We start from the raw sequence: 18,708 nt of genomic DNA on the forward strand, positions 1-18,708 counted from the left end.
ACGAGCCCTCCCTCTGTGCCACGCACGCCGCGCCCACCCGGACCGCTGAGCCGCCCGCAGGCGGCCCGGCGGTCAGGAGGCGGGGGCCTCCACGGTCTCGATCGTGAGCAGGCCCTCGTTGATCTCGCGCATCGCGATCGACAGCGGCTTCTCCTGGTTGCGGGTCTCGACGAGCGGGCCCACGTTCTCCAGCAGGCCCTCGTTGAGCTGCGAGTAGTACGCGTTGATCTGGCGCGCGCGCTTGGCGGCGTAGATCACGAGCGCGTACTTGGAGTCGGCGCGCTCCAGCAGGTCGTCGATCGGCGGGTCGGTGATGCCCTCGGGGGCGGCGATGGTTCCAGACACAGTCTCACTCCGTGAGTCAGGGGGGCCTGCGGCGGCTCAGACGGTCGCCCGCAGGATGGATCAAAGAGGTTGCGCGCGCTCATGACGCACACGCCTGACGACCAGTCTACTGGGCAGGCACAAATCGTCGTGGTGCCCAGGCCCGGGGCGCCGGCACCTCGGCGGTCACGCGACGGGCGTCAGGCCCATCGCCTCGACGAGCGCGTCGGTCGCCCGGTGCACCTCGTCGTTGACGATCACGACGTCGAACTCGGGCTCGGCCGCCAGCTCGACACGGGCCGTGGCGAGGCGACGCTCGCGCTCCTCGGGACCCTCCGTACCGCGCCCGACGAGCCGGCGCTCGAGCTCCTCCCAGCTCGGTGGGGCGAGGAACACGAACCGGGCCTCGGGCATGGACGCACGCACCTGGCGCGCACCCTGCAGGTCGATCTCGAGCAGCGCCGGGACCCCCGCCGCGAGCTTCTCCTCGACCGGCCGGCGAGGGGTCCCGTACCTGTTGCGCCCGTGCACCACGGCCCACTCCAGCATCTCGCCCGCCTCGACCAGCCGGTCGAACTCCTCAGAGCTGATGAAGTGGTAGTGGACGCCGTCCACCTCGCCGGGACGAGCGGCACGGGTCGTCGCGGACACGGACAGCCACACCTGCGGGTACCGCGCGCGGATGTCCGCCGACACGGTCCCCTTCCCGACGGCGGTGGGCCCCGCCAGGACGGTCAGGCGGGCAGGGGTCGGTGGTGCGGCAGGCGCCGGGGCGGCCTGCTCGACGGGTGAAGCGGAAATGTCAGCCAAACCTCTCGATGAGCGCCGCGGACTGGTGGGGTCCCAGCCCGCGGACACGACGTGTCTCGGCGATCCCGATCTCCTCCATGATCGCCCGGGCCTTCACCTTACCCACGCCAGGCAGCGACTCCAGCAGCGCGACGACGCGCAGCTTGCCGATCACGTCGTCCGTGCGCCCCTGCTCGATCACCTCGGCGAGGGAGCCCTGGGAGTGCTTCAACCGGTTCTTGACCTCGGCCCGCACCCGACGGGCCTCGGCCGCCTTCTCGAGTGCCGCCGCGCGCTGCTCGGGGGTCAGGGATGGTAGTGCCACGCAAGTCACCTACTTGTCCTCAGACGGATGGGCCCACACGTGCACCGGGGCCGCCGACCGGATCTGATGCCCCCGGTGGCGACCTCGACACCCTCGAAACTAGCCACACCTGGCAGGTCAGGCAACGTTCACACGCCCTGAGCAGCGAACTTCCTGGCGATCTTCGCCCTGGTCGCAGGCCCGGCGCCGCACGCGTCGAGGTAGCCGTCGATGCTCCCGAACTCCTTCTCTGCGAGCGCCCAGGCGCCCTGGAGGTACTCCGGCTCGACGCCCAGCAGTGGCGTCAGGGCGTCCTTGTCGAGGCCGGGGATCGGGGGGACGACGGCCGCGAGCCCCTCGACGGCCGCGCCGCTCGCGAGGTACTCGGCGAGCCGGTCCTCCTCGCCCACGCCGCACACGTGCTGGACGAGCGCGACGATCCAGCCGGTCCGGTCCTTGCCCGCCGAGCAGTGCACGACGACCGTCCCGTCGGCCTCGGCGACGTCCCCCAGGGCCGCCCCGACGGTCCGGCGGATCGTGTCGTCCGTGACGAACGTCGCATAGACGCCGTGCATCATGGCTCGTGCGAGCGCCTGCGGGTCCTTCGCCCCGAGCAGGCGCCCGATCATCGCGGCCGTGTCCGCCGAGCGCTCCTCGGTCGTGGGGTCGTCTGCGCCCTCGTGGCCCGGGGTGCCGGTGGGGGCGGGCTCGTCGGCGCCGCCCAGCGCATGCCCGACGCCGACGCCCGGGTCCATCCGTCGCGGCACCACGCGCGTGGTCGCCGGGACGACGTCCTGCCCGTCACGCGCGACCTCGTCCTCGCCGCGCAGGTCGAGGTCGAGCGTCACACCCAACGCCTCGAGCGCAGCCACGCCCTCAGGGGTCAACCGCGACAGGCTGGCCGTCCGCACGAGCACACCCGTGCGCAGCGGGGCGGTGGCACCGGCAGGCACGGCGCGGCCACCGACGTCGCGCGCGTTCCAGGTGCCGGGGATGTCGAGGGCGTCGGGGGTCTGCCGGTCCGAGGCGGCGAGGGAGGAGGTCATGGGACGAGTCTGTCAGGCCGCGCGGTCGACGGCCCGGTGCCGACCCCCCGGTGAGTCGCCGGCTCCCCCGCTGCCCCCGCAGACGCCCGAGGGGGCGCCCACCGGCTCGGTGGACGCCCCCTCGGGGCTCGGACGAGGCTCGTCAGCCGCGCAGCGCGTCAGCGGCCTCACGTGAGGCCGTCCGCGCCGCCGTGAGCAGCGACGCGGCGTCCGGTCCGGCGGCGAGGACGCCGCGGGACGAGGACGCGAGCACCTGGCGGCGAGCGTCGCCGAACACCGCGGCCAGCTCGGCGGCACCCGCGCCCTGCGCCCCGACCCCGGGTGCCAGGAGCGGCCCGTTGACGGCCGGCAGGTCCACCCCGGTGCTGCGTGCAGCGTCACCGATCGTCGCGCCCACGACCAGGCCGATCGACCCGAGCGGCTCGGCCCCCTCGTTGACCGCCGCGGCCTCCGCGGCGATGCGGGCGGCGACCGACCGGACGCCGACCCCCGCCCCCGTGCGGGCGTGCTGGACCTGCGCGCCCTCCGGGTTCGACGTCAGGCACAGCACGAACAGTCCGCGCCCCGTGGCGAGCGCCGCCTCCACTGCCGGGGTCAGGGACCCGAAGCCCAGGTACGGGGAGACGGTCAGGGCGTCGCCCGCGAGCGGTGACCCGTCCCGCAGGTAGGCGTCCGCGTACCCGGCCATGGTCGAGCCGATGTCCCCGCGCTTGGCGTCGACGATCGTCAGCGTCCCGGAAGGACCTGCCGCCGCCGCGGCCGCGAGCACGTCCTCGAGAGCCGCGACACCGCGCGACCCGTGCCGCTCGAACAGGGCCGACTGCGGCTTGAGCGCCGCGACCTGCCCGCCCACGGCGTCCACGACCCGCAGGCCGAACTCCCGGAGCCCCGTGGCGTCGTCGGGCAGGCCCCAGGCCGCGAGCAGACCCGGGTGCGGGTCGATGCCCACGCACAGCGGCCCGTGCGCGTCCATGGCCTCGGCGAGCCGCTCCCCGAAGGGACGGCGCGCCGCGCTCACAGCGCTCACGCGTCCGCCTCGGCCTTGCGCGCCGCCGTGGCGGCCGTGTGCTCCTGCAGGCTCCACACGTCGAACGGGCCCGCGAGGACCGCCTCGATGCCCTGGACCGCGGCCGCGAGCTGCTGCGTCGTCGTGACGATCGGCTTGTCCGCCGCGGTCGTGGCCGCACGGATCTCGTAGCCGTCCGCACGCGCGCCCTGGCCCGACGGCGTGTTGATGACCATGTCGACCTTGCCCTCGGTGATGAGGTCGACGATCGTGGGCTCGCCGTCGGCGCCGCGGCCCGACGAGAACTTGCGCACGATCGTGGCCGGGATGCCGTTGCGACGCAGCACACCCGCGGTGCCCTGGGTCGCGAGGATCTCGAAGCCCAGCTCCGTCAGGCGCTTGATCGGGAAGACGATCGAGCGCTTGTCGCGGTCCGCGACCGACACGAAGACCGAGCCCGAGGTCGGCAGGCCGCCGAAGGCCGCCGCCTGCGACTTCGCGAACGCGCGCGGGAAGTCACGGTCGAAGCCCATGACCTCACCCGTCGAGCGCATCTCCGGGCCGAGCACCGTGTCGACGACGACGCCGTCGGTCGTGCGGAAGCGCTTGAAGGGCAGCACGGCCTCCTTGACGGCGATGGGCGAGTCGATGTCGAGCAGGCCGCCGTCGCCCTCCGCGGGCAGGACACCGCTCGCGCGCAGGTCGGCGATGGTCTCGCCGACCATGACGCGGGCCGCGGCCTTGGCCAGCGAGACGCCCGTCGCCTTGGAGACGAAGGGCACCGTGCGCGAGGCGCGCGGGTTCGCCTCCAGGACGTACAGGACGTCCGAGACGAGCGCGTACTGCACGTTGAGCAGGCCGCGCACGCCCACGCCCTTGGCGATGGCCTCGGTCGAGCGGCGGATGCGCTCGATCTCGGCCTCGCTCAGCGACACCGGGGGCAGCACGCACGCCGAGTCGCCCGAGTGGATGCCGGCCTCCTCGATGTGCTCCATGACGCCACCCAGGTACAGCTCGGTGCCGTCGTAGAGCGCGTCGACGTCGATCTCCATGGCGTCGTCGAGGAAGCGGTCGATGAGCAGCGGTGCGGGCAGCGAGCCCGTCGTCGTGCGGTCGTCGGTCGCTGCGGCGTGCAGCGCACGCTCGACGTAGCCCGTGAGCTGCTCCGCCGAGTACACGATCTCCATGCCGCGCCCGCCCAGCACGTAGGACGGGCGGACGAGAACGGGGTAGCCGATGCCCTCGGCGACCTCGCGGGCCTGGGCGAGCGACGTCGCCGTGCCGAACGCCGGCGCGGGCAGACCCGCCTCGGCGAGCACGCGGCCGAAGACCCCACGGTCCTCCGCGGCGTCGATCGCCTCGGGCGAGGTGCCCAGGATCGGCAGGCCCGCGTCCGCCAGACGCTGCGCGAGCCCCAGCGGCGTCTGGCCGCCGAGCTGCACGATGACGCCCGCGACCGGACCCGCGGCGAGCTCGGCCTGGTACACCTCGAGCACGTCCTCGAACGTGAGCGGCTCGAAGTACAGGCGGTCCGAGGTGTCGTAGTCGGTCGAGACCGTCTCCGGGTTGCAGTTGACCATCACGGTCTCGTACTCGCCCTTGAGGGCGAGCGTCGCGTGCACGCACGAGTAGTCGAACTCGATGCCCTGCCCGATACGGTTCGGGCCCGAGCCCAGGATCAGGACGGCCGGGCGCTCGCGCGGGGAGACCTCGGTCTCCAGGTCGTACGTCGAGTAGTGGTACGGGGTCTTCGCCTCGAACTCGGCCGCGCACGTGTCGACCGTCTTGTAGACCGGGCGCACGTCGAGCGCGTACCGGACCTCGCGGACCGTCGACTCCCCCGCCGCACCCATGCCGCGCAGCTTCGCGACCTGCGCGTCCGACAGGCCGTGACGCTTCGCCTGGACCAGCACGTCGCGCGTCAGCGCGTCGGCGCGCGCGACCTCGTCCGCGACCTCGTTGACGAGCTGGATCTGGTCGAGGTACCACGGGTCGATCTTGGTGGCCTCGAAGACCTGCTCGATGCTCGCCCCGGCGCGCAGCGCCTGCTGGGTCGCGATCAGGCGGCCCTCCGTGGGGCGGGCGATCTCCGCCAGCAGGGCGTCGAGCGCCTCGCCCGACACGGGCTCGCCGTCCCAGTGGAACACCGCGCCGCCCTTGTCGATCGAGCGCAGCGCCTTGCCGAGCGCCTCGGTGAAGTTGCGGCCCATCGCCATGGCCTCGCCCACCGACTTCATGGTCGTCGTGAGCGTGTCGTCCGCGGCGGGGAACTTCTCGAACGCGAACCGCGGCACCTTGACCACGACGTAGTCGAGCGTCGGCTCGAACGACGCGGGCGTCGAGCCCGTGATGTCGTTGGGGATCTCGTCGAGCGTGTAGCCGATGGCCAGCTTCGCGGCGATCTTCGCGATCGGGAAGCCCGTGGCCTTCGAGGCCAGCGCCGACGAGCGCGACACGCGCGGGTTCATCTCGATGACGATGACGCGCCCCGTCTCCGGGTGCACCGCGTACTGGATGTTGCAGCCGCCCGTGTCGACGCCGACCTCGCGGATGACCGCGATACCGATGTCGCGCAGCCGCTGGAACTCGCGGTCCGTGAGCGTGAGAGCCGGCGCCACCGTGATCGAGTCGCCCGTGTGGACGCCCACCGGGTCCACGTTCTCGATCGAGCAGATCACCACGACGTTGTCCGCCGTGTCGCGCATGAGCTCGAGCTCGTACTCCTTCCACCCGAGGATCGACTCCTCGAGGAGGACCTCGGTCGTGGGCGAGTAGTGCAGGCCCTGGCCGACGATGCGGCGCAGGTCCTGCTCGTCGTACGCGATGCCGCTGCCGAGGCCGCCCATCGTGAAGGACGGGCGCACGACCATGGGGTAGCCCAGGGAGTCGGCGGCCGCGACGGCCTCCTCGACCGTGTGGATGATCTCCGAGCGGGCCGACTCGCCGCCGCACTTCTCCACGACGTCCTTGAACTGCTGGCGGTCCTCGCCCTTCTCGATCGCGGCGATGTTCGCCCCGATGAGCTCGACGTCGTACTTCGCGAGCACACCGGCCTCGTCGAGCGCGATCGCCGCGTTGAGCGCCGTCTGCCCGCCCAGGGTCGCGAGGACCGCGTCCGGGCGCTCCTTGGCGATGATGGTCGTCAGGACCTCGGTCGTCAGCGGCTCGACGTACGTCGCGTCCGCGAACTCCGGGTCCGTCATGATCGTGGCCGGGTTCGAGTTCACCAGGACGACCCGCAGGCCCTCCTCCTTGAGCGCCCGAATGGCCTGGGTGCCCGAGTAGTCGAACTCGCAGGCCTGGCCGATGACGATCGGGCCGGACCCGATGACCAGGACGCTGTTGATGTCAGTTCTGCGAGGCACTGGTCAGTTCTCCTTTGCGGACGTCGACGGCGTGGCGGCCGAGAGGCCGGCGGCAGAGGCCGCGCCGGACGTCATGAGGTCGAGGAAGCGGTCGAAGAGGTAGGCGGCGTCGTGCGGGCCGGCGGCTGCCTCCGGGTGGTACTGGACCGAGAACGCGGGGATGTCGAGGCACTCGAGCCCCTCCACCACGTCGTCGTTGAGCCCGATGTGCGAGACGACGACACGGCCGTAGCGACCGCCGTCGTGCGGCGCGGTCGCCTGCTCCCCGATGGGGGCGTCGACCGCGAAGCCGTGGTTCTGGGACGTGATCTCGACCCTGCGCGTCGCGAGGTCCATCACGGGCTGGTTGATGCCGCGGTGGCCGTACGCGAGCTTGTACGTGCCGAAGCCCAGCGCACGGCCCAGGATCTGGTTCCCGAAGCAGATGCCGAAGTACGGCAGGCGGCGGTCGAGGACCTCGCGCAGCAGCGTGACCTCGTGCGTCGCGGCGCTCGGGTCGCCCGGGCCGTTCGAGAAGAACACGCCGTCGGGCTGAAGGGCCAGGACGTCCTCGATCGTCGACGCCGAGGGCACGACGTGCACGCGGATGCCACGCTCCGACAGGCGCTGCGGGGTCATCGACTTGATGCCGAGGTCGACCGCAACGACCGTCTTGAGCGGCTCCTTGCCGGCGAACTCCCCCGAGGGCTCGACCACGTAGGCCGTGGGGGTGCTGACCTCGCGGGCCAGGTCCGCCCCGGCCATCGCGGGGGCCGAGCGCACGAGCTCGACGAGCTCCTCGACCGGGCGCCGGTAGCCTTCACGCACCAGCGCGTCGCCCGAGAAGACACCGGCGCGCATCACGCCACGGTCGCGCAGGTGGCGGGTCAGCGCACGCGTGTCGACGTCGCTGATCCCGACGACCCCCTGCTCGACGAGCTCGTCGGTCAGGGAGCCGGCCGAGCGCCAGTTCGACGGGCGGCGCGCAGGGTCGCGCACCACGAAGCCGCTGACCCAGATCTTGCGCGACTCGGGGTCGTCGTCGTTGACCCCGGTGTTGCCGATGTGGGGGGCCGTCATGACGACGATCTGCCGGTGGTAGGACGGGTCGGTCAACGTCTCCTGGTAGCCGGTCATGCCGGTGTTGAAGACGATCTCGCCGAACGTCGTGCCGCGGGCCCCGTAGGCGCGACCGGTCAGGGTCGTCCCGTCCTCGAGGACCAGGACCGCGGTCCGGTCGGTGTCCAGGGCGTCCGTGCTGGGGGTCGAGATGCTCACTGCTGCGGCTCCTTCGAGTCGTCGTTCGGTGCGCTGTCGGCGGCGGGAAGAAGCTCGCGGACTGCGTTCAGGAGGGTGGCACGGTCCGGGGCGAGCTGGGTCCGGAGTCCAGTATCCAAGCGGGTGGCAGGGGCGTCCCCGGCAGCGGGCACCGTCCACGTCAGCACGACCAGGCCGTCCTTGCCGACGTACTTGCCCGCCATGCCCGGGGCCAGCGCGACGGCCTCCAGGGCGCTCGCGGCCACGAACAGGTCCGGCGCACCCTGGCGGGCGATCAGGACTCCGCCGCGGTGCACGGTCACGGTCGCGTTGGACCGGAAGCCGAGCCGGTGGGCCCCGACGCGCGCGAGCCAGTCCCCCGCGAGGGTGCTGGACACGTAGACCGCGGTGAGCGGTCCGGCGACGACCTCGCCGAGGTCGCCGTCCGGGACGGCGGGCGGGGCCGGGACGGTCTGGGCCGTGCGGGTCGTCAGGCGCTTGAGCCCCACGAAGACGACGGCGAGCAGGACGAGGCCGATGACGACCCAGATGCCGACCGCGACGGGCAGGGGGAGGTTCACGAGCGGACCCCCGCGACCTGCTCGACGGGCGCGCCGTCCAGGACGGTCGCACGACCGCGCAGGAACGTCGCGACGACACGGCCCGGGAGCTCGTAGCCGTGGAAAGGCGTGTTGGTGCTGGCCGTGGCCTGCGAGCGGCCGTCGACCACGCGGCGGGCCGCCGGGTCCACGAGGACCACGTTGGCGGGCTCGCCGACCTCGAGGGGGCGACCCTGCGCCGTCGGGCCCTCGTCGATGCGGCCGATGCGCGCGGGCGCCGCCGACAGGACGCGGGCCACGTCGGCCCAGGTCATGCGACCCGGGTCGACCATGGTCTGCTGCACGACGCTCAGCGCCGTCTCCAGACCGGTCATCCCGAACGCGGCCGCAGCCCACTCGCAGTCCTTGTCCTCGCGCGTGTGCGGCGCGTGGTCGGTCGCGACGATGTCGATCGTGCCGTCCGCCAGCCCCTGGCGCACGGCCTCGACGTCGGCAGCGGTGCGCAGCGGCGGGTTGACCTTGAACGTCGGGTCGTAGTCCCGGGCGAGCTCGTCCGTCAGGACGAGGTGGTGCGGGGTGACCTCCGCCGTGACGTCGATCCCGCGGCCCTTGGCCCAGCGGATGATCTCGACCGAGCCGGCCGTGGACAGGTGGCACACGTGCAGGCGCGAGCCCACGTGCTCGGCGAGCAGCACGTCACGCGCGATGATCGCCTCCTCGGCGACCGCGGGCCAGCCCGCGAGGCCGAGCTCGGCCGACACGACGCCCTCGTTCATCTGGGCGCCCTCCGTGAGGCGCGGCTCCTGCGCGTGCTGGGCCACGACGCCGTCGAACGCCTTGACGTACTCCAGCGCGCGGCGCATCAGGATCGGGTCCCAGACGCACTTGCCGTCGTCGGAGAAGACGCGCACGCGCGCGGCCGAGTCCGCCATGGCGCCGAGCTCGGCGAGCTGGTGGCCCTCGAGGCCCACGCTGACCGCGCCGACCGGGTGGACGTCGACCCAGCCCGCGTCGCGCCCGATGCGCCACACCTGCTCGACGACGCCCGCGGTGTCCGCGACCGGGGTCGTGTTGGCCATGGCGTGCACGGCCGTGAAACCGCCCACGGCCGCGGCGCGCGTGCCCGAGACGATGGTCTCGGCGTCCTCGCGGCCCGGCTCGCGCAGGTGCGTGTGCAGGTCGACGAGGCCGGGCAGGGCGACCAGGCCGGTCGCGTCGACGGCCGTCTCGTCGTCCGCCACGGGGCTGTTCGCCGCGCGGACCTCGGTGATGACGCCGCCCGCGAGGACGAGGTCGACCGGGTCGGCGCCCAGCGGGGCCGCGCCCTGCAGGACGTAGGTGGGGTTCGTGGTCTGCTCGCTCATTCGAGTCCAGCCCTTTCCTTCGATGCGTCGCCCGCGAGGAGCAGGTAGAGGACGGCCATGCGGACCGCCACGCCGTTGGCGACCTGCTCGACGATCACCGCGCGCGGTGAGTCGGCGGCCTCGGCGGAGATCTCCAGGCCACGGTTCATGGGGCCGGGGTGCATGACGATCGTGTGGTCCGGCAGGAGCGCCAGGCGGCGCCCGTCGAGCCCGTAGTTGCGCGTGTACTCGAGCGGGTTGGGGAAGAACGCTCCCCCGCCGGCGCCCGAGCCGCTCATGCGCTCGCGCTGGACGCGGAGCATCATCACGGCGTCGGGGGCGGTCTCGGCGAGGACCTCGTCGAGGTGGTACGACACCTCGCACGGCCACGTCTCGACGCCCACGGGCACGAGCGTGGGCGGTGCCACCAGGGTGACCTGCGCGCCGAGCGTGTGCAGCAGGTGGACGTTCGAGCGCGCGACGCGCGAGTGCAGCACGTCGCCCACGACCGCGATCCTGAGACCTGCGAGGTCCTGGCCGGTCGGGTCCCCCGCGACCGACGCGCCCGCGGCGCCGCGCCCAACGAGGTGGCGGCGCATCGTGAAGGCGTCGAGCAGCGCCTGCGTCGGGTGCTGGTGCATCCCGTCGCCCGCGTTGACGACGGCGGAGTCGACCCAGCCCGCGTGCGCGAGCGTGTGCGGCGCACCCGATGCCTGGTGGCGGATCACGACCGCGTCGGCGCCCATGGCCTGGAGCGTGAGGGCCGTGTCCTTGAGGGACTCGCCCTTGGAGACGCTCGAGCCCTTGGCCGAGAAGTTGATGACGTCGGCCGACAGACGCTTGGCCGCGGTCTCGAACGAGATGCGGGTGCGCGTCGAGTCCTCGAAGAACAGGTTGACGACCGTGCGACCGCGCAGCGTCGGGAGCTTCTTGATCTCGCGCGACTGCGTGGCGGCCATCTGGGCGGCCGTGTCGAGGATGCGGATGGCGTCGGCGCGCGCAAGGTCAGCGGTGGACAGCAGGTGCTTCATCGGGTGCCCTCGCTCGAGGTGGAGGTGGGCCGCTGGCTGATGAGGACCGCGTCGGTGGCGGGCTCGCCCGCGGCGGGTGCGCCGTCGGTCTCGACGAGGCGCACGCTCACCCGCTCGGAGAGCGACGTGGGCAGGTTCTTGCCCACGTAGTCGGGGCGGATCGGCAGCTCGCGGTGCCCTCGGTCGACCAGCGCGGCGAGCTGGACCGCCCGGGGGCGGCCGATGTCGCTGATCGCGTCGAGCGCGGCGCGGATGGTGCGGCCGGAGAACAGCACGTCGTCGACCAGGACGACGACCTTGCCGTCGATGCCCGACGCGGGCAGGCGCGTGGCACCGATGGTCCGCACGGGGTGCTTGTGGAGGTCGTCGCGGTACATCGTGACGTCGAGCTCTCCGACGACGTCCGCGGGCACGAGGCCGGGCTCGATCGTCGCGAGGCGCTCGGCGAGCCGTTCGGCCAGGGGGACGCCGCGCGTCGGGATGCCCAGGAGGACCACGTCGTGCGCGCCCTTGTTGCGCTCGACGACCTCGTGGGCGATGCGGGTCAGTGCCCGCGCGATCTCGGCTTCACCGAGAACGGTGGTCACGCCGTCCGAGGGGTCCTCGGGGGTGACGGTCGGTTCGGAAGATGGCACAGCAGGCCCAGAACTCATTCTGGTGACCTCCTTCCCCGCCTCACTGGACGGGCCTTAAAGGAAATCTGACGCCTTCACCCTACCGCCCGCCCGGACCCCGCCCCGGTGCTTCTCGGAGGGTGGACGGGCGTCGTTGGTCACACTGCGGCGCCGGGGGCCGCCGGGCGTCCGGCGCCCGCGCCTGCGGGCCCGGTCCCCGCCCCGGCCCCGCCCCGGCCACGCAACGAGGGCAGAGGCCCGCGGCCCGGACGCACGTGTGCCGGCCCCGCCGCGAGGGCGGGACCGGCACACGACGGCACGTGGTGTCACCTGGACGCGGGCCGTGGGCCCGCGCGCCCGGGAGACGCCCGACGACGTCCCGGCCTCAGGCCAGGATCGTCGGCTTCATCTCCTCGATACGGGCCAGCAGGCCGTTGACGAAGCTCGGCGAGTCGTCCGTGGACAGCTCGCGGGCCAGGTCGACGGCCTCGTCGATCGCGACGGCGTCGGGGACGTCGTCGTTGTAGAGGATCTCCCAGCTGCCGATGCGCAGGAGCGCCCGGTCGACCGCGGGCATGCGGTCGAGCGTCCACCCGTGCGAGTAGGTCTCGAGCAGCTCGTCGATCCGCTCACGGTGCGCCAGGACACCCTCGACGAGGTCCACGCTGTACTGCGGCAGGGGGGTCTGGGTGCCCGAGTCGACGACCCGGTCGGCAAGGAGGGTCTGCGGGTCCAGCTGGCGCTGCTCGGCCTCGAAGAGGACGTCGAGCGCGCGCTTGCGTGCCTTGGTTCGTGCACCCACGTCAGTCGTTCACGCGCCCCAGGTAGGAGCCGTCGCGGGTGTCGACCTTGACCTTGGTGCCCTGCTCGAGGAAGAGCGGGACCTGGATCTGGGCGCCGGTCTCGAGGGTCGCGGGCTTGGTGCCACCGGTCGAGCGGTCGCCCTGCAGGCCCGGCTCGGTGTAGGTGATCTCGAGGACGACCGACGGGGGGAGCTCGATGTAGAGCGGGACGCCCTCGTTGGTCGCGACGAGCGCGTTCTGGCTCTCGAGCATGTAGTCGGCGGCGTCGCCGACGGTCGCGGCCGGGACCGTGATCTGGTCGTACGTCGAGGTGTCCATGAAGACGAAGTCGTCGCCGTCCTTGTACAGGTACTGCATGTCGCGCTTGTCGACGTTCGCGGTCTCGATCTTGAGGCCGGCGTTGAAGGTCTTGTCGACGGTCTTGCCGGACAGGACGTTCTTCATCTTGGTGCGAACGAAGGCGCCACCCTTGCCGGGCTTGACGTGCTGGAACTCGATGATGGTCCACAGCTGGCCGTCGAGCTTGAGCACGGTGCCGTTCTTGATGTCGTTGGTCGTCGCCACGTTCGGTCTTCCTGTCGCGTTGTCATGGTGCTGCCGTCGGGGTGCCTCACCGCGTGATCCGCGGGCGAGCCACTGATGCGCACACGTTCGGGTGCGCGCCCTGGCGGTAGCCGGCCTTCCCTGGCGGGCTCCCCGGGGCGACCTCGGCGCGCTCAGGCGCAGCGGGGTCCTCGGGGGCCGCGAAAGGCCCGGTCCAGTCTACCGGAGGAGTCCAAGGATCGCTGCGCCCAGCAGTCCGGTCCCCGCGGCCCAGATCGTCGAGGCGAACGTGCCGATCAGGAATCGCTCGGCGCCGACCGGGTGCTCGCGCAGCTCGGGGTAGCGTCCGAGGCCCTTGATGGCGACCACGACCGCGATCCCGGCCGGGTACCCGGCGAGCAGGCAGCCCGTGATCGCGAGGCGTTCGAGGATCCCGATCCAGGTCCCGCCGCGCAGCGTCTGGACGGCTTCGGTGCCCACGGGCCCCCCAGGGTCCGACGGCGTCGCACCGGTCGCCGGGTCGGGCGCGGCGGGCACGTGGGACGGGCTGGGCGCCGAGGGCGTGGCAGGGGCCGGTGCGGACGGCCCTGCCGCGGGCGGAGGGGGCACGGGAGTGCTCGCCGCCACGACGGCCCCCGCGGCCGGGACGACGCGGCCCGGGGGCGGAGGGACGGGCCCGGGGTCCCGGACGGGCGGGACCTCCCCCTCCGCCTCCGATCGGCGGGCGGCTGCCCGCAGGACCCACGGTGTCACGAGCATGCCGCCGAGCACGCTCAGCACGAGCGTCGCCACCACGACCCCTGCGACGGCCAACCCTGGGGTGAAGCTCATGCGTCCGCCTCCTGGAGGAGCCTCGTCGCTACCGGCCGGACGGCCGCTTCCTCGGCCCACAGGCTCGCGCGCAGCCGTTGGCTCACGGCCTGCTCGCTGATCCCGAGGTCTCGGGCCACATCCTTCTGAGTGCCACCCACACGCGCCAGCGCGTCCACGACCTCCCACCCCGCCGGGGTGCGGCGGGCGCCCACGGCGAGCAGGAGCCGCAGGAGCGCCTCGACCTCCCCTGCCGCCGCCGGATCCGGCCCCTCGACCGCCAGCGGGACGTGGGTGCCGCGAGTCTTGGCCCGTTCGACGGCGGCCCGCGCGTGCACGAACGCGGACCCGGACGCCTCGCGCGAGGCTTCGGGCAGGCGCCCGCCCGGCCCCGGCAGCACGGCCCCGATGCCGAGGCCCGTGCTCCAGCCTCCCCACCTGCCCAGGGTGAGGACGATCTCCACGACGAGCGCGGCGTCGTCGAGCACGGCCTGGATCTCGTCACCCACGGTGCGGTCGAAGCCGATGACGACCCCGTCACGCGCGTCGAAGGGCGCGAGCGCGGCCAGCACCTCCGGCACGAGGTCTCCTCGGCGGGTGCTGGCTTTCTGGTCCACGGTCAGGACGAACATCCCTCCACGGTAGACCGTTGATAGGCCACTCACAAGGCCTGGGGCTTGATCAGCCGTTATCAATGCCTCAGGCTTGAGCAGGTGGGATCTAGTCCGCGAGCCTCGACACGATCGCGAGCACCGCCAGGCGGTACGAGTCGAACCCGAAGCCGGCCACCGTCCCCGTCGCGACCCCACCGATGACCGAGTTGTGCCGGAACTCCTCGCGCGCGGCCGGGTTGCTCAGGTGCACCTCGACCAGCAGCAGGCCCGCCTTGGTCACCTGCGCCGCGGCGTCGCGCAGGGCGTACGAGTAGTGGGTGAACGCCGCGGGGTTGAGCACCACGTGCGCGCCGTCGTCGACCGCGCCGTGCAGCCACCCGACGAGCTCCGACTCGTCGTCCGTCTGGCGCACCTGGACCTCCAGGCCGTTCTCCGCCCCCCACCGCTCCCCCGCCGCGACCAGGTCGGCGTAGGACGCCGCACCGTAGACGTCGGGCTCGCGGACGCCCAGGCGACCGAGGTTGGGACCGTTGAGGATGAGGACACGAGTCATGCGGGAAGCCTAGCGGGGCCACGGTCGCCCCCGCGGCGACCGTCCGCGCACAGGAATGCGCCGAGTGTGCAGTTCGGGCTGTCGATCGCCGCGCATGACAGCCCGAACTGCACACTCGGCGAGCGGGCGCCCGCCCACCCGGCCGGCCGCCCCGTGTTCACCAACCCGCCCGCCGGACGGTCTACGATGCGCGCGTGCCAGATCACACGAACGTGACCCCCGCCACACCCGACCACGACGCCACCGGGACCCCCGACGAGGGCCGCAGCTCCCCCGCGCCACGTCCTGCTGTCGGGCGTCGCCAGGTCCTCGCCTGGTCCCTGTGGGACTGGGGGTCGGCCGCGTTCAACGCCGTCGTCACGACCTTCGTCTTCACGCGCTGGATCACGAGCGACGCGTTCGTCGAGGCCGGCGCCGGCGACCCCCAGGCCGTCATGGCCGACCACACCGCATGGCTCGGCTGGGGGCTCACCATCGCCGGGGCCCTCATCGCGCTGCTCGCCCCCGCGCTCGGGGCGCTCGCGGACGCCTCCGGTCGGCGAAAGGTGTGGCTCGGTGTCAACACCGCGGCGACCGTCGCGGCCATGGTCGCGATGTTCTTCGTCCAGCCGACCCCCGGGTCGCTGTCCGACGCCGTGATCCTGGGCGTCGTGCTGCTCTCGGCGGGCAACGTCTTCTTCGAGCTGGCCTCGGTCGCGTACAACGCCCTGCTGCTCGACATCTCCACGCCGCGCACGATCGGGCGCATCAGCGGCATCGGGTGGGGCGCCGGGTACGTCGGCGGGATCGTCCTGCTGCTCGTGCTGTTCGTCGGATTCATCAACCCCGAGGTGGGCTGGTTCGGGATCACGGGCGCCGACGGCATGGACATCCGGGTCAGCGTCCTGCTGTCCGCCGTGTGGTTCGCGGTGTTCGCGATCCCCGTGCTCCTCGCGGTCCCCGAGTCGCCGCGCCGCGGCGGGTCGACCCCGATCGGCGTCGTGGGCGCCTACCGCAAGCTCGGCCGCGACCTGGTGCACCTGTGGCGCACGCGCCGCTCGACGCTCGGCTACCTCGTCGCGAGCGCCGTCTACCGTGACGGCCTGGCGGGCGTCTTCACGTTCGGCGCCGTGATCGCGTCGGGCACGTTCGGCTTCAGCGCGAGCGAGGTCATCGTGTTCGCGATCGCGGCGAACGTCGTCGCGGGCCTGTCCACGATCGCCGCGGGCTGGCTCGACGACAGGATCGGCCCGCGTCGGGTGATCCTCGCCTCGCTCGTGGGCCTCGTGATCTCCGGCACCGCGGTCTTCGTCCAGCACGACGGCGGCGCGAGCGTCTTCTGGCTGTGGGGCCTGCTGCTGTGCGCGTTCGTCGGCCCGGCCCAGTCCGCGAGCCGCGGGCTCCTCGGACGGATCAGCGACGAGGGCCGTGAGGCCGAGGCGTTCGGCCTGTACGCGACCACGGGGCGCGCGGCGAGCTTCCTCGCCCCCATGGCGTTCGCGACCATGGTCGCCGTGTCCGGCCAGCAGTACTGGGGCATCCTGGGGATCGTCGCCGTGATCCTCGTGGGCCTCGTGCTCATGCTGTTCGTGCGCTTCCCCGCCGGGGACGGCGTCGACGGCGGCAAGGACCTCGCGGCAGTGCCCGCGGGGACGGCAGGATCGGCGAGCACGGAGGTCTGAGGAAGGTGGAGCCGGTCATGACAGGCACGGCAGGCACAGCAGGCACAGCAGGGACGGACGGCACCGCGCTGCCGTGGGCGCCCGACCCCCTGCTCGCCGGGTTCGAGGCCGCGACCCTGGCGACGGGTGGGCCCCCGCCCGCGGCGCGGAACGGACTCCTCTCGCTCGTCCCGCCCCTGCCCCGCCGGGCCGCGAGCGCCGCCGCGGACCGTGATGCGGACCCTGGGCCCGCGACGGCCCAGGCGGTCCCTGCACCCGTCGCGACCCTCGTGCGGCGAGTGCCTCGGCCCGGGACGCTCGCCACAGGTACCCACCGTGGTGTCTTCCTGCACGTGCACGGGTACAACGACTACTTCTTCCAGGAGCACCTCGCGCGGGCGGTCGAGGACGCGGGCTACGCGTTCTTCGCGGTGGACCTGCGCGGCGCGGGTCGGTCGTGGCGTCCGGGGCAGGTCCCACACTTTGTCGAGGACCTGCGGGAGCCCGCGACGGACCTGTCGGTCGCGGTCGCTGCGGTCCGGGGGCTGCACCCGGGGCTGCCGGTCGTCGTGCACGCGCACTCGACGGGTGGTCTCGTGGCGTCGTTGTGGGCGCACGCCCACCGCGGTCAGGGGCTGGTCGACGCGCTCGTGCTGGACTCGCCGTTCCTCGACCTCGACTCGAGCTGGCTGAACCGGACGATCGCCACCCGGGTGCTCGACGCCGTCGGGCCGTGGTCTCCGCTCGCGGTGCTGAGCGCCGCTCCGTCGGCGTACGCGGCGCACCTGCTGGCCGCGAACGGGGGCCGGTGGGAGTTCGACCCGACGCTCAAGCGTCCCGACGGGCTGCCGGTGCGGGCGGGGTGGCTGCGTGCGGTGCGGCAGGGGCAGGCACGCCTCGCGCGGGGTCTGGACGTGGCGTGTCCCGTGCTGGTCGCCCACAGCGCGCACTCCGGGCCGGACGACCTGGCGAACCCCCTGCTGGACGCGCAGGACACGGTCCTGGACGTCGCCCAGATCGAGCGGCTCGCCCCGCGTGCGGGGGCGGACGTGACGGTCCGGGCGTTCGACGGCGGGGTGCACGACCTGACGTTGTCGGCGGACGGTCCGCGGCGCGCCTACCTGGACGCGGTGCTGGGCTGGCTCGGTGACCGGGTGGGCCAGAGCGACGGGCAGGGCGACGGGCGCGCTGCGGGTAACGCCCCGTGAGCCGCCCTGACGCCCGCGGCGGACGCCCGGGTACCTGGCACCACCCCTACCTCGACTCCCCCACCGGGTTCGTGGCGCTCGCGCACCGTGGCTTCTCCCGGGACGGGCTGGAGAACTCGCTCGCGGCGTTCGCCGCGGCCCGGGCGCTGGGCTTCGGGTACGTCGAGACCGACGCGCACGCGACGTCCGACGGCGTCGCTGTCGCCCTGCACGACGCGAGCCTGGACCGTACGACCGACGGCACGGGTCTGGTCGCGGACCTGCCCTGGGAGTCCGTGCGGCGGGCGCGGATCGGCGGGGTCGAGCCCGTGCCGCTCCTGGAGGACGTCCTGGGGACCTGGCCTGACCTGCGCGTCAACATCGACGTCAAGGCGGACTCTGCCGTCGGGCCGGTCGCGCGCGCGATCGAGCGCACCCGGGCGCACGAGCGCGTGTGCGTGACGTCCTTCTCCCCCGGCCGGCGCCGTCGGACGGTCGCGCTCCTGGACCGGCCCGTGGCGACCTCGACCGGGACGAGCGAGGTCGCGACGTTCCTCCTCGCTGCCCGGGCGGGTGCTCCCCGAGGCCCGTTCGGTTCCCTGGCCTCGTGGGCGCTGCGGGGCGCGGACTGCCTGCAGGTCCCCGTGGCCCACGGACGCGTGAGCGTCGTGGACGCCCGGACGGTGGCCGCCGCGCACGCCGCCGGTCGCCAGGTGCACGTGTGGACGATCAACGACCCGGTCGAGATGGCACGCCTGCTGGACCTGGGTGTGGACGGCATCGTGACCGATCGGGCGGACCTGCTGCGCGACGTGCTGGCCGCGCGGGGCCGCTGGGGCTGACGGCTGCTGCCTCCTCCCGCCCGGCGTCACGAGGCCGGACGACGAACGGCTCGCCTCCCCGGACGGGGAGGCGGGCCGTGACCCGTGCCGGCGCGACG

General features: G+C 73.1%; 19 protein-coding genes. 3 read left to right on the plus strand and 16 right to left on the minus strand.

Translation table 11 applies throughout. From position 1 onward, the window contains the following. Nucleotides 1–72: 72 nt before the first annotated feature. The 16 genes from rpoZ to ACFVQ3_RS04220 all read right to left on the minus strand — a co-directional run bounded on the left by rpoZ (nt 73) and on the right by ACFVQ3_RS04220 (nt 14,941). On the minus strand, nt 73–345 hold the full coding sequence (rpoZ, locus tag ACFVQ3_RS04145; protein WP_030151367.1) for a DNA-directed RNA polymerase subunit omega: 273 nt from the start codon (nt 343–345) through the stop codon (nt 73–75). 165 nt (nt 346–510) lie between these two features. Then, entirely contained in the window at nt 511–1,125 is a 615-nt protein-coding gene (gmk, locus tag ACFVQ3_RS04150; RefSeq protein ID WP_387635636.1) for a guanylate kinase, read from the minus strand. Nucleotide 1,126: 1 nt separating this feature from the next. Next, nucleotides 1,127–1,438, minus strand: coding sequence for an integration host factor, actinobacterial type (gene mihF / locus ACFVQ3_RS04155; protein WP_030151369.1), 312 nt, complete (start codon nt 1,436–1,438; stop codon nt 1,127–1,129). Between the two features lie 128 nt (nt 1,439–1,566). After that, nucleotides 1,567–2,463 carry a tyrosine-protein phosphatase gene (locus ACFVQ3_RS04160; RefSeq protein WP_387635430.1) on the minus strand — a complete coding sequence of 299 codons (897 nt, stop codon included), beginning with the start codon at nt 2,461–2,463 and terminating at the stop codon, nt 1,567–1,569. 142 nt (nt 2,464–2,605) lie between these two features. Further along, nucleotides 2,606–3,490 (minus strand): orotidine-5'-phosphate decarboxylase, encoded by an 885-nt coding sequence (gene pyrF, locus ACFVQ3_RS04165; protein WP_387635432.1) that lies wholly within the window; start codon nt 3,488–3,490, stop codon nt 2,606–2,608. Then, complete coding sequence (carB, locus tag ACFVQ3_RS04170; RefSeq protein ID WP_387635434.1) at nt 3,487–6,834, minus strand: carbamoyl-phosphate synthase large subunit; 3,348 nt, start codon at nt 6,832–6,834, stop codon at nt 3,487–3,489. Before carB ends, pyrF begins: the two co-directional genes overlap by 4 nt. Nucleotides 6,835–6,837: 3 nt before the next feature. Next, complete coding sequence (gene carA, locus ACFVQ3_RS04175; RefSeq protein ID WP_387635436.1) at nt 6,838–8,091, minus strand: glutamine-hydrolyzing carbamoyl-phosphate synthase small subunit; 1,254 nt, start codon at nt 8,089–8,091, stop codon at nt 6,838–6,840. Further along, entirely contained in the window at nt 8,088–8,651 is a 564-nt protein-coding gene (locus ACFVQ3_RS04180) for a hypothetical protein (protein WP_387635439.1), read from the minus strand. The genes carA and ACFVQ3_RS04180 overlap by 4 nt, the downstream gene beginning before the upstream one ends. Continuing rightward, entirely contained in the window at nt 8,648–9,994 is a 1,347-nt protein-coding gene (locus ACFVQ3_RS04185) for a dihydroorotase (protein ID WP_387635442.1), read from the minus strand. Before ACFVQ3_RS04185 ends, ACFVQ3_RS04180 begins: the two co-directional genes overlap by 4 nt. After that, nucleotides 9,991–11,004: an aspartate carbamoyltransferase catalytic subunit gene (locus ACFVQ3_RS04190; protein WP_387635445.1), complete on the minus strand. Its 1,014-nt coding sequence runs from the start codon at nt 11,002–11,004 to the stop codon at nt 9,991–9,993. The genes ACFVQ3_RS04185 and ACFVQ3_RS04190 overlap by 4 nt, the downstream gene beginning before the upstream one ends. Beyond that, on the minus strand, nt 11,001–11,657 hold the full coding sequence (gene pyrR / locus ACFVQ3_RS04195) for a bifunctional pyr operon transcriptional regulator/uracil phosphoribosyltransferase PyrR (protein WP_387635447.1): 657 nt from the start codon (nt 11,655–11,657) through the stop codon (nt 11,001–11,003). Before pyrR ends, ACFVQ3_RS04190 begins: the two co-directional genes overlap by 4 nt. Before the next feature lie 346 nt (nt 11,658–12,003). Beyond that, entirely contained in the window at nt 12,004–12,420 is a 417-nt protein-coding gene (gene nusB, locus ACFVQ3_RS04200; protein WP_138824391.1) for a transcription antitermination factor NusB, read from the minus strand. 1 nt (nt 12,421) lies between these two features. Next, nucleotides 12,422–12,985, minus strand: a complete 564-nt coding sequence (gene efp / locus ACFVQ3_RS04205) for an elongation factor P (RefSeq protein WP_387635450.1) — start codon at nt 12,983–12,985, stop codon at nt 12,422–12,424. 198 nt (nt 12,986–13,183) lie between these two features. Next, nucleotides 13,184–13,795, minus strand: coding sequence for a hypothetical protein (locus ACFVQ3_RS04210; protein ID WP_387635453.1), 612 nt, complete (start codon nt 13,793–13,795; stop codon nt 13,184–13,186). Further along, nucleotides 13,792–14,406, minus strand: coding sequence for a hypothetical protein (locus tag ACFVQ3_RS04215; RefSeq protein WP_387635455.1), 615 nt, complete (start codon nt 14,404–14,406; stop codon nt 13,792–13,794). The genes ACFVQ3_RS04210 and ACFVQ3_RS04215 overlap by 4 nt, the downstream gene beginning before the upstream one ends. A gap of 88 nt (nt 14,407–14,494) precedes the next feature. Continuing rightward, nucleotides 14,495–14,941 (minus strand): type II 3-dehydroquinate dehydratase, encoded by a 447-nt coding sequence (locus ACFVQ3_RS04220; RefSeq protein ID WP_387635457.1) that lies wholly within the window; start codon nt 14,939–14,941, stop codon nt 14,495–14,497. Nucleotides 14,942–15,135: 194 nt separating this feature from the next. Between ACFVQ3_RS04220 and ACFVQ3_RS04225 the strand changes: the two genes are divergently transcribed. The 3 genes from ACFVQ3_RS04225 to ACFVQ3_RS04235 are packed head-to-tail and all read left to right on the plus strand — an operon-like array spanning nt 15,136 to nt 18,610. Beyond that, nucleotides 15,136–16,602: an MFS transporter gene (locus ACFVQ3_RS04225; RefSeq protein WP_387635460.1), complete on the plus strand. Its 1,467-nt coding sequence runs from the start codon at nt 15,136–15,138 to the stop codon at nt 16,600–16,602. Nucleotides 16,603–16,619: 17 nt separating this feature from the next. After that, nucleotides 16,620–17,789 carry an alpha/beta fold hydrolase gene (locus ACFVQ3_RS04230; RefSeq protein WP_387635462.1) on the plus strand — a complete coding sequence of 390 codons (1,170 nt, stop codon included), beginning with the start codon at nt 16,620–16,622 and terminating at the stop codon, nt 17,787–17,789. After that, nucleotides 17,786–18,610 carry a glycerophosphodiester phosphodiesterase gene (locus tag ACFVQ3_RS04235; protein WP_387635465.1) on the plus strand — a complete coding sequence of 275 codons (825 nt, stop codon included), beginning with the start codon at nt 17,786–17,788 and terminating at the stop codon, nt 18,608–18,610. Before ACFVQ3_RS04230 ends, ACFVQ3_RS04235 begins: the two co-directional genes overlap by 4 nt. Nucleotides 18,611–18,708: the final 98 nt, after the last annotated feature.

It is taken from the genome of Oerskovia sp. NPDC057915 (genome assembly GCF_042887685.1).
Taxonomy (GTDB): domain Bacteria; phylum Actinomycetota; class Actinomycetes; order Actinomycetales; family Cellulomonadaceae; genus Oerskovia.

Excerpts from the sequence above, each read along its gene's own strand:
- ACFVQ3_RS04160 (WP_387635430.1), bottom strand. The coding sequence starts at position 2,463 with ATGACCTCCTCCCTCGCCGCCTCGGACCGGCAGACCCCCGACGCCCTC.
- ACFVQ3_RS04185 (WP_387635442.1), bottom strand. The coding sequence starts at position 9,994 with ATGAGCGAGCAGACCACGAACCCCACCTACGTCCTGCAGGGCGCGGCC.
- ACFVQ3_RS04190 (WP_387635445.1), bottom strand. The coding sequence starts at position 11,004 with ATGAAGCACCTGCTGTCCACCGCTGACCTTGCGCGCGCCGACGCCATC.
- pyrR (WP_387635447.1), bottom strand. The coding sequence starts at position 11,657 with ATGAGTTCTGGGCCTGCTGTGCCATCTTCCGAACCGACCGTCACCCCC.
- ACFVQ3_RS04210 (WP_387635453.1), bottom strand. The coding sequence starts at position 13,795 with ATGAGCTTCACCCCAGGGTTGGCCGTCGCAGGGGTCGTGGTGGCGACG.
- ACFVQ3_RS04215 (WP_387635455.1), bottom strand. The coding sequence starts at position 14,406 with ATGTTCGTCCTGACCGTGGACCAGAAAGCCAGCACCCGCCGAGGAGAC.
- ACFVQ3_RS04220 (WP_387635457.1), bottom strand. The coding sequence starts at position 14,941 with ATGACTCGTGTCCTCATCCTCAACGGTCCCAACCTCGGTCGCCTGGGC.
- ACFVQ3_RS04230 (WP_387635462.1), top strand. The coding sequence starts at position 16,620 with ATGACAGGCACGGCAGGCACAGCAGGCACAGCAGGGACGGACGGCACC.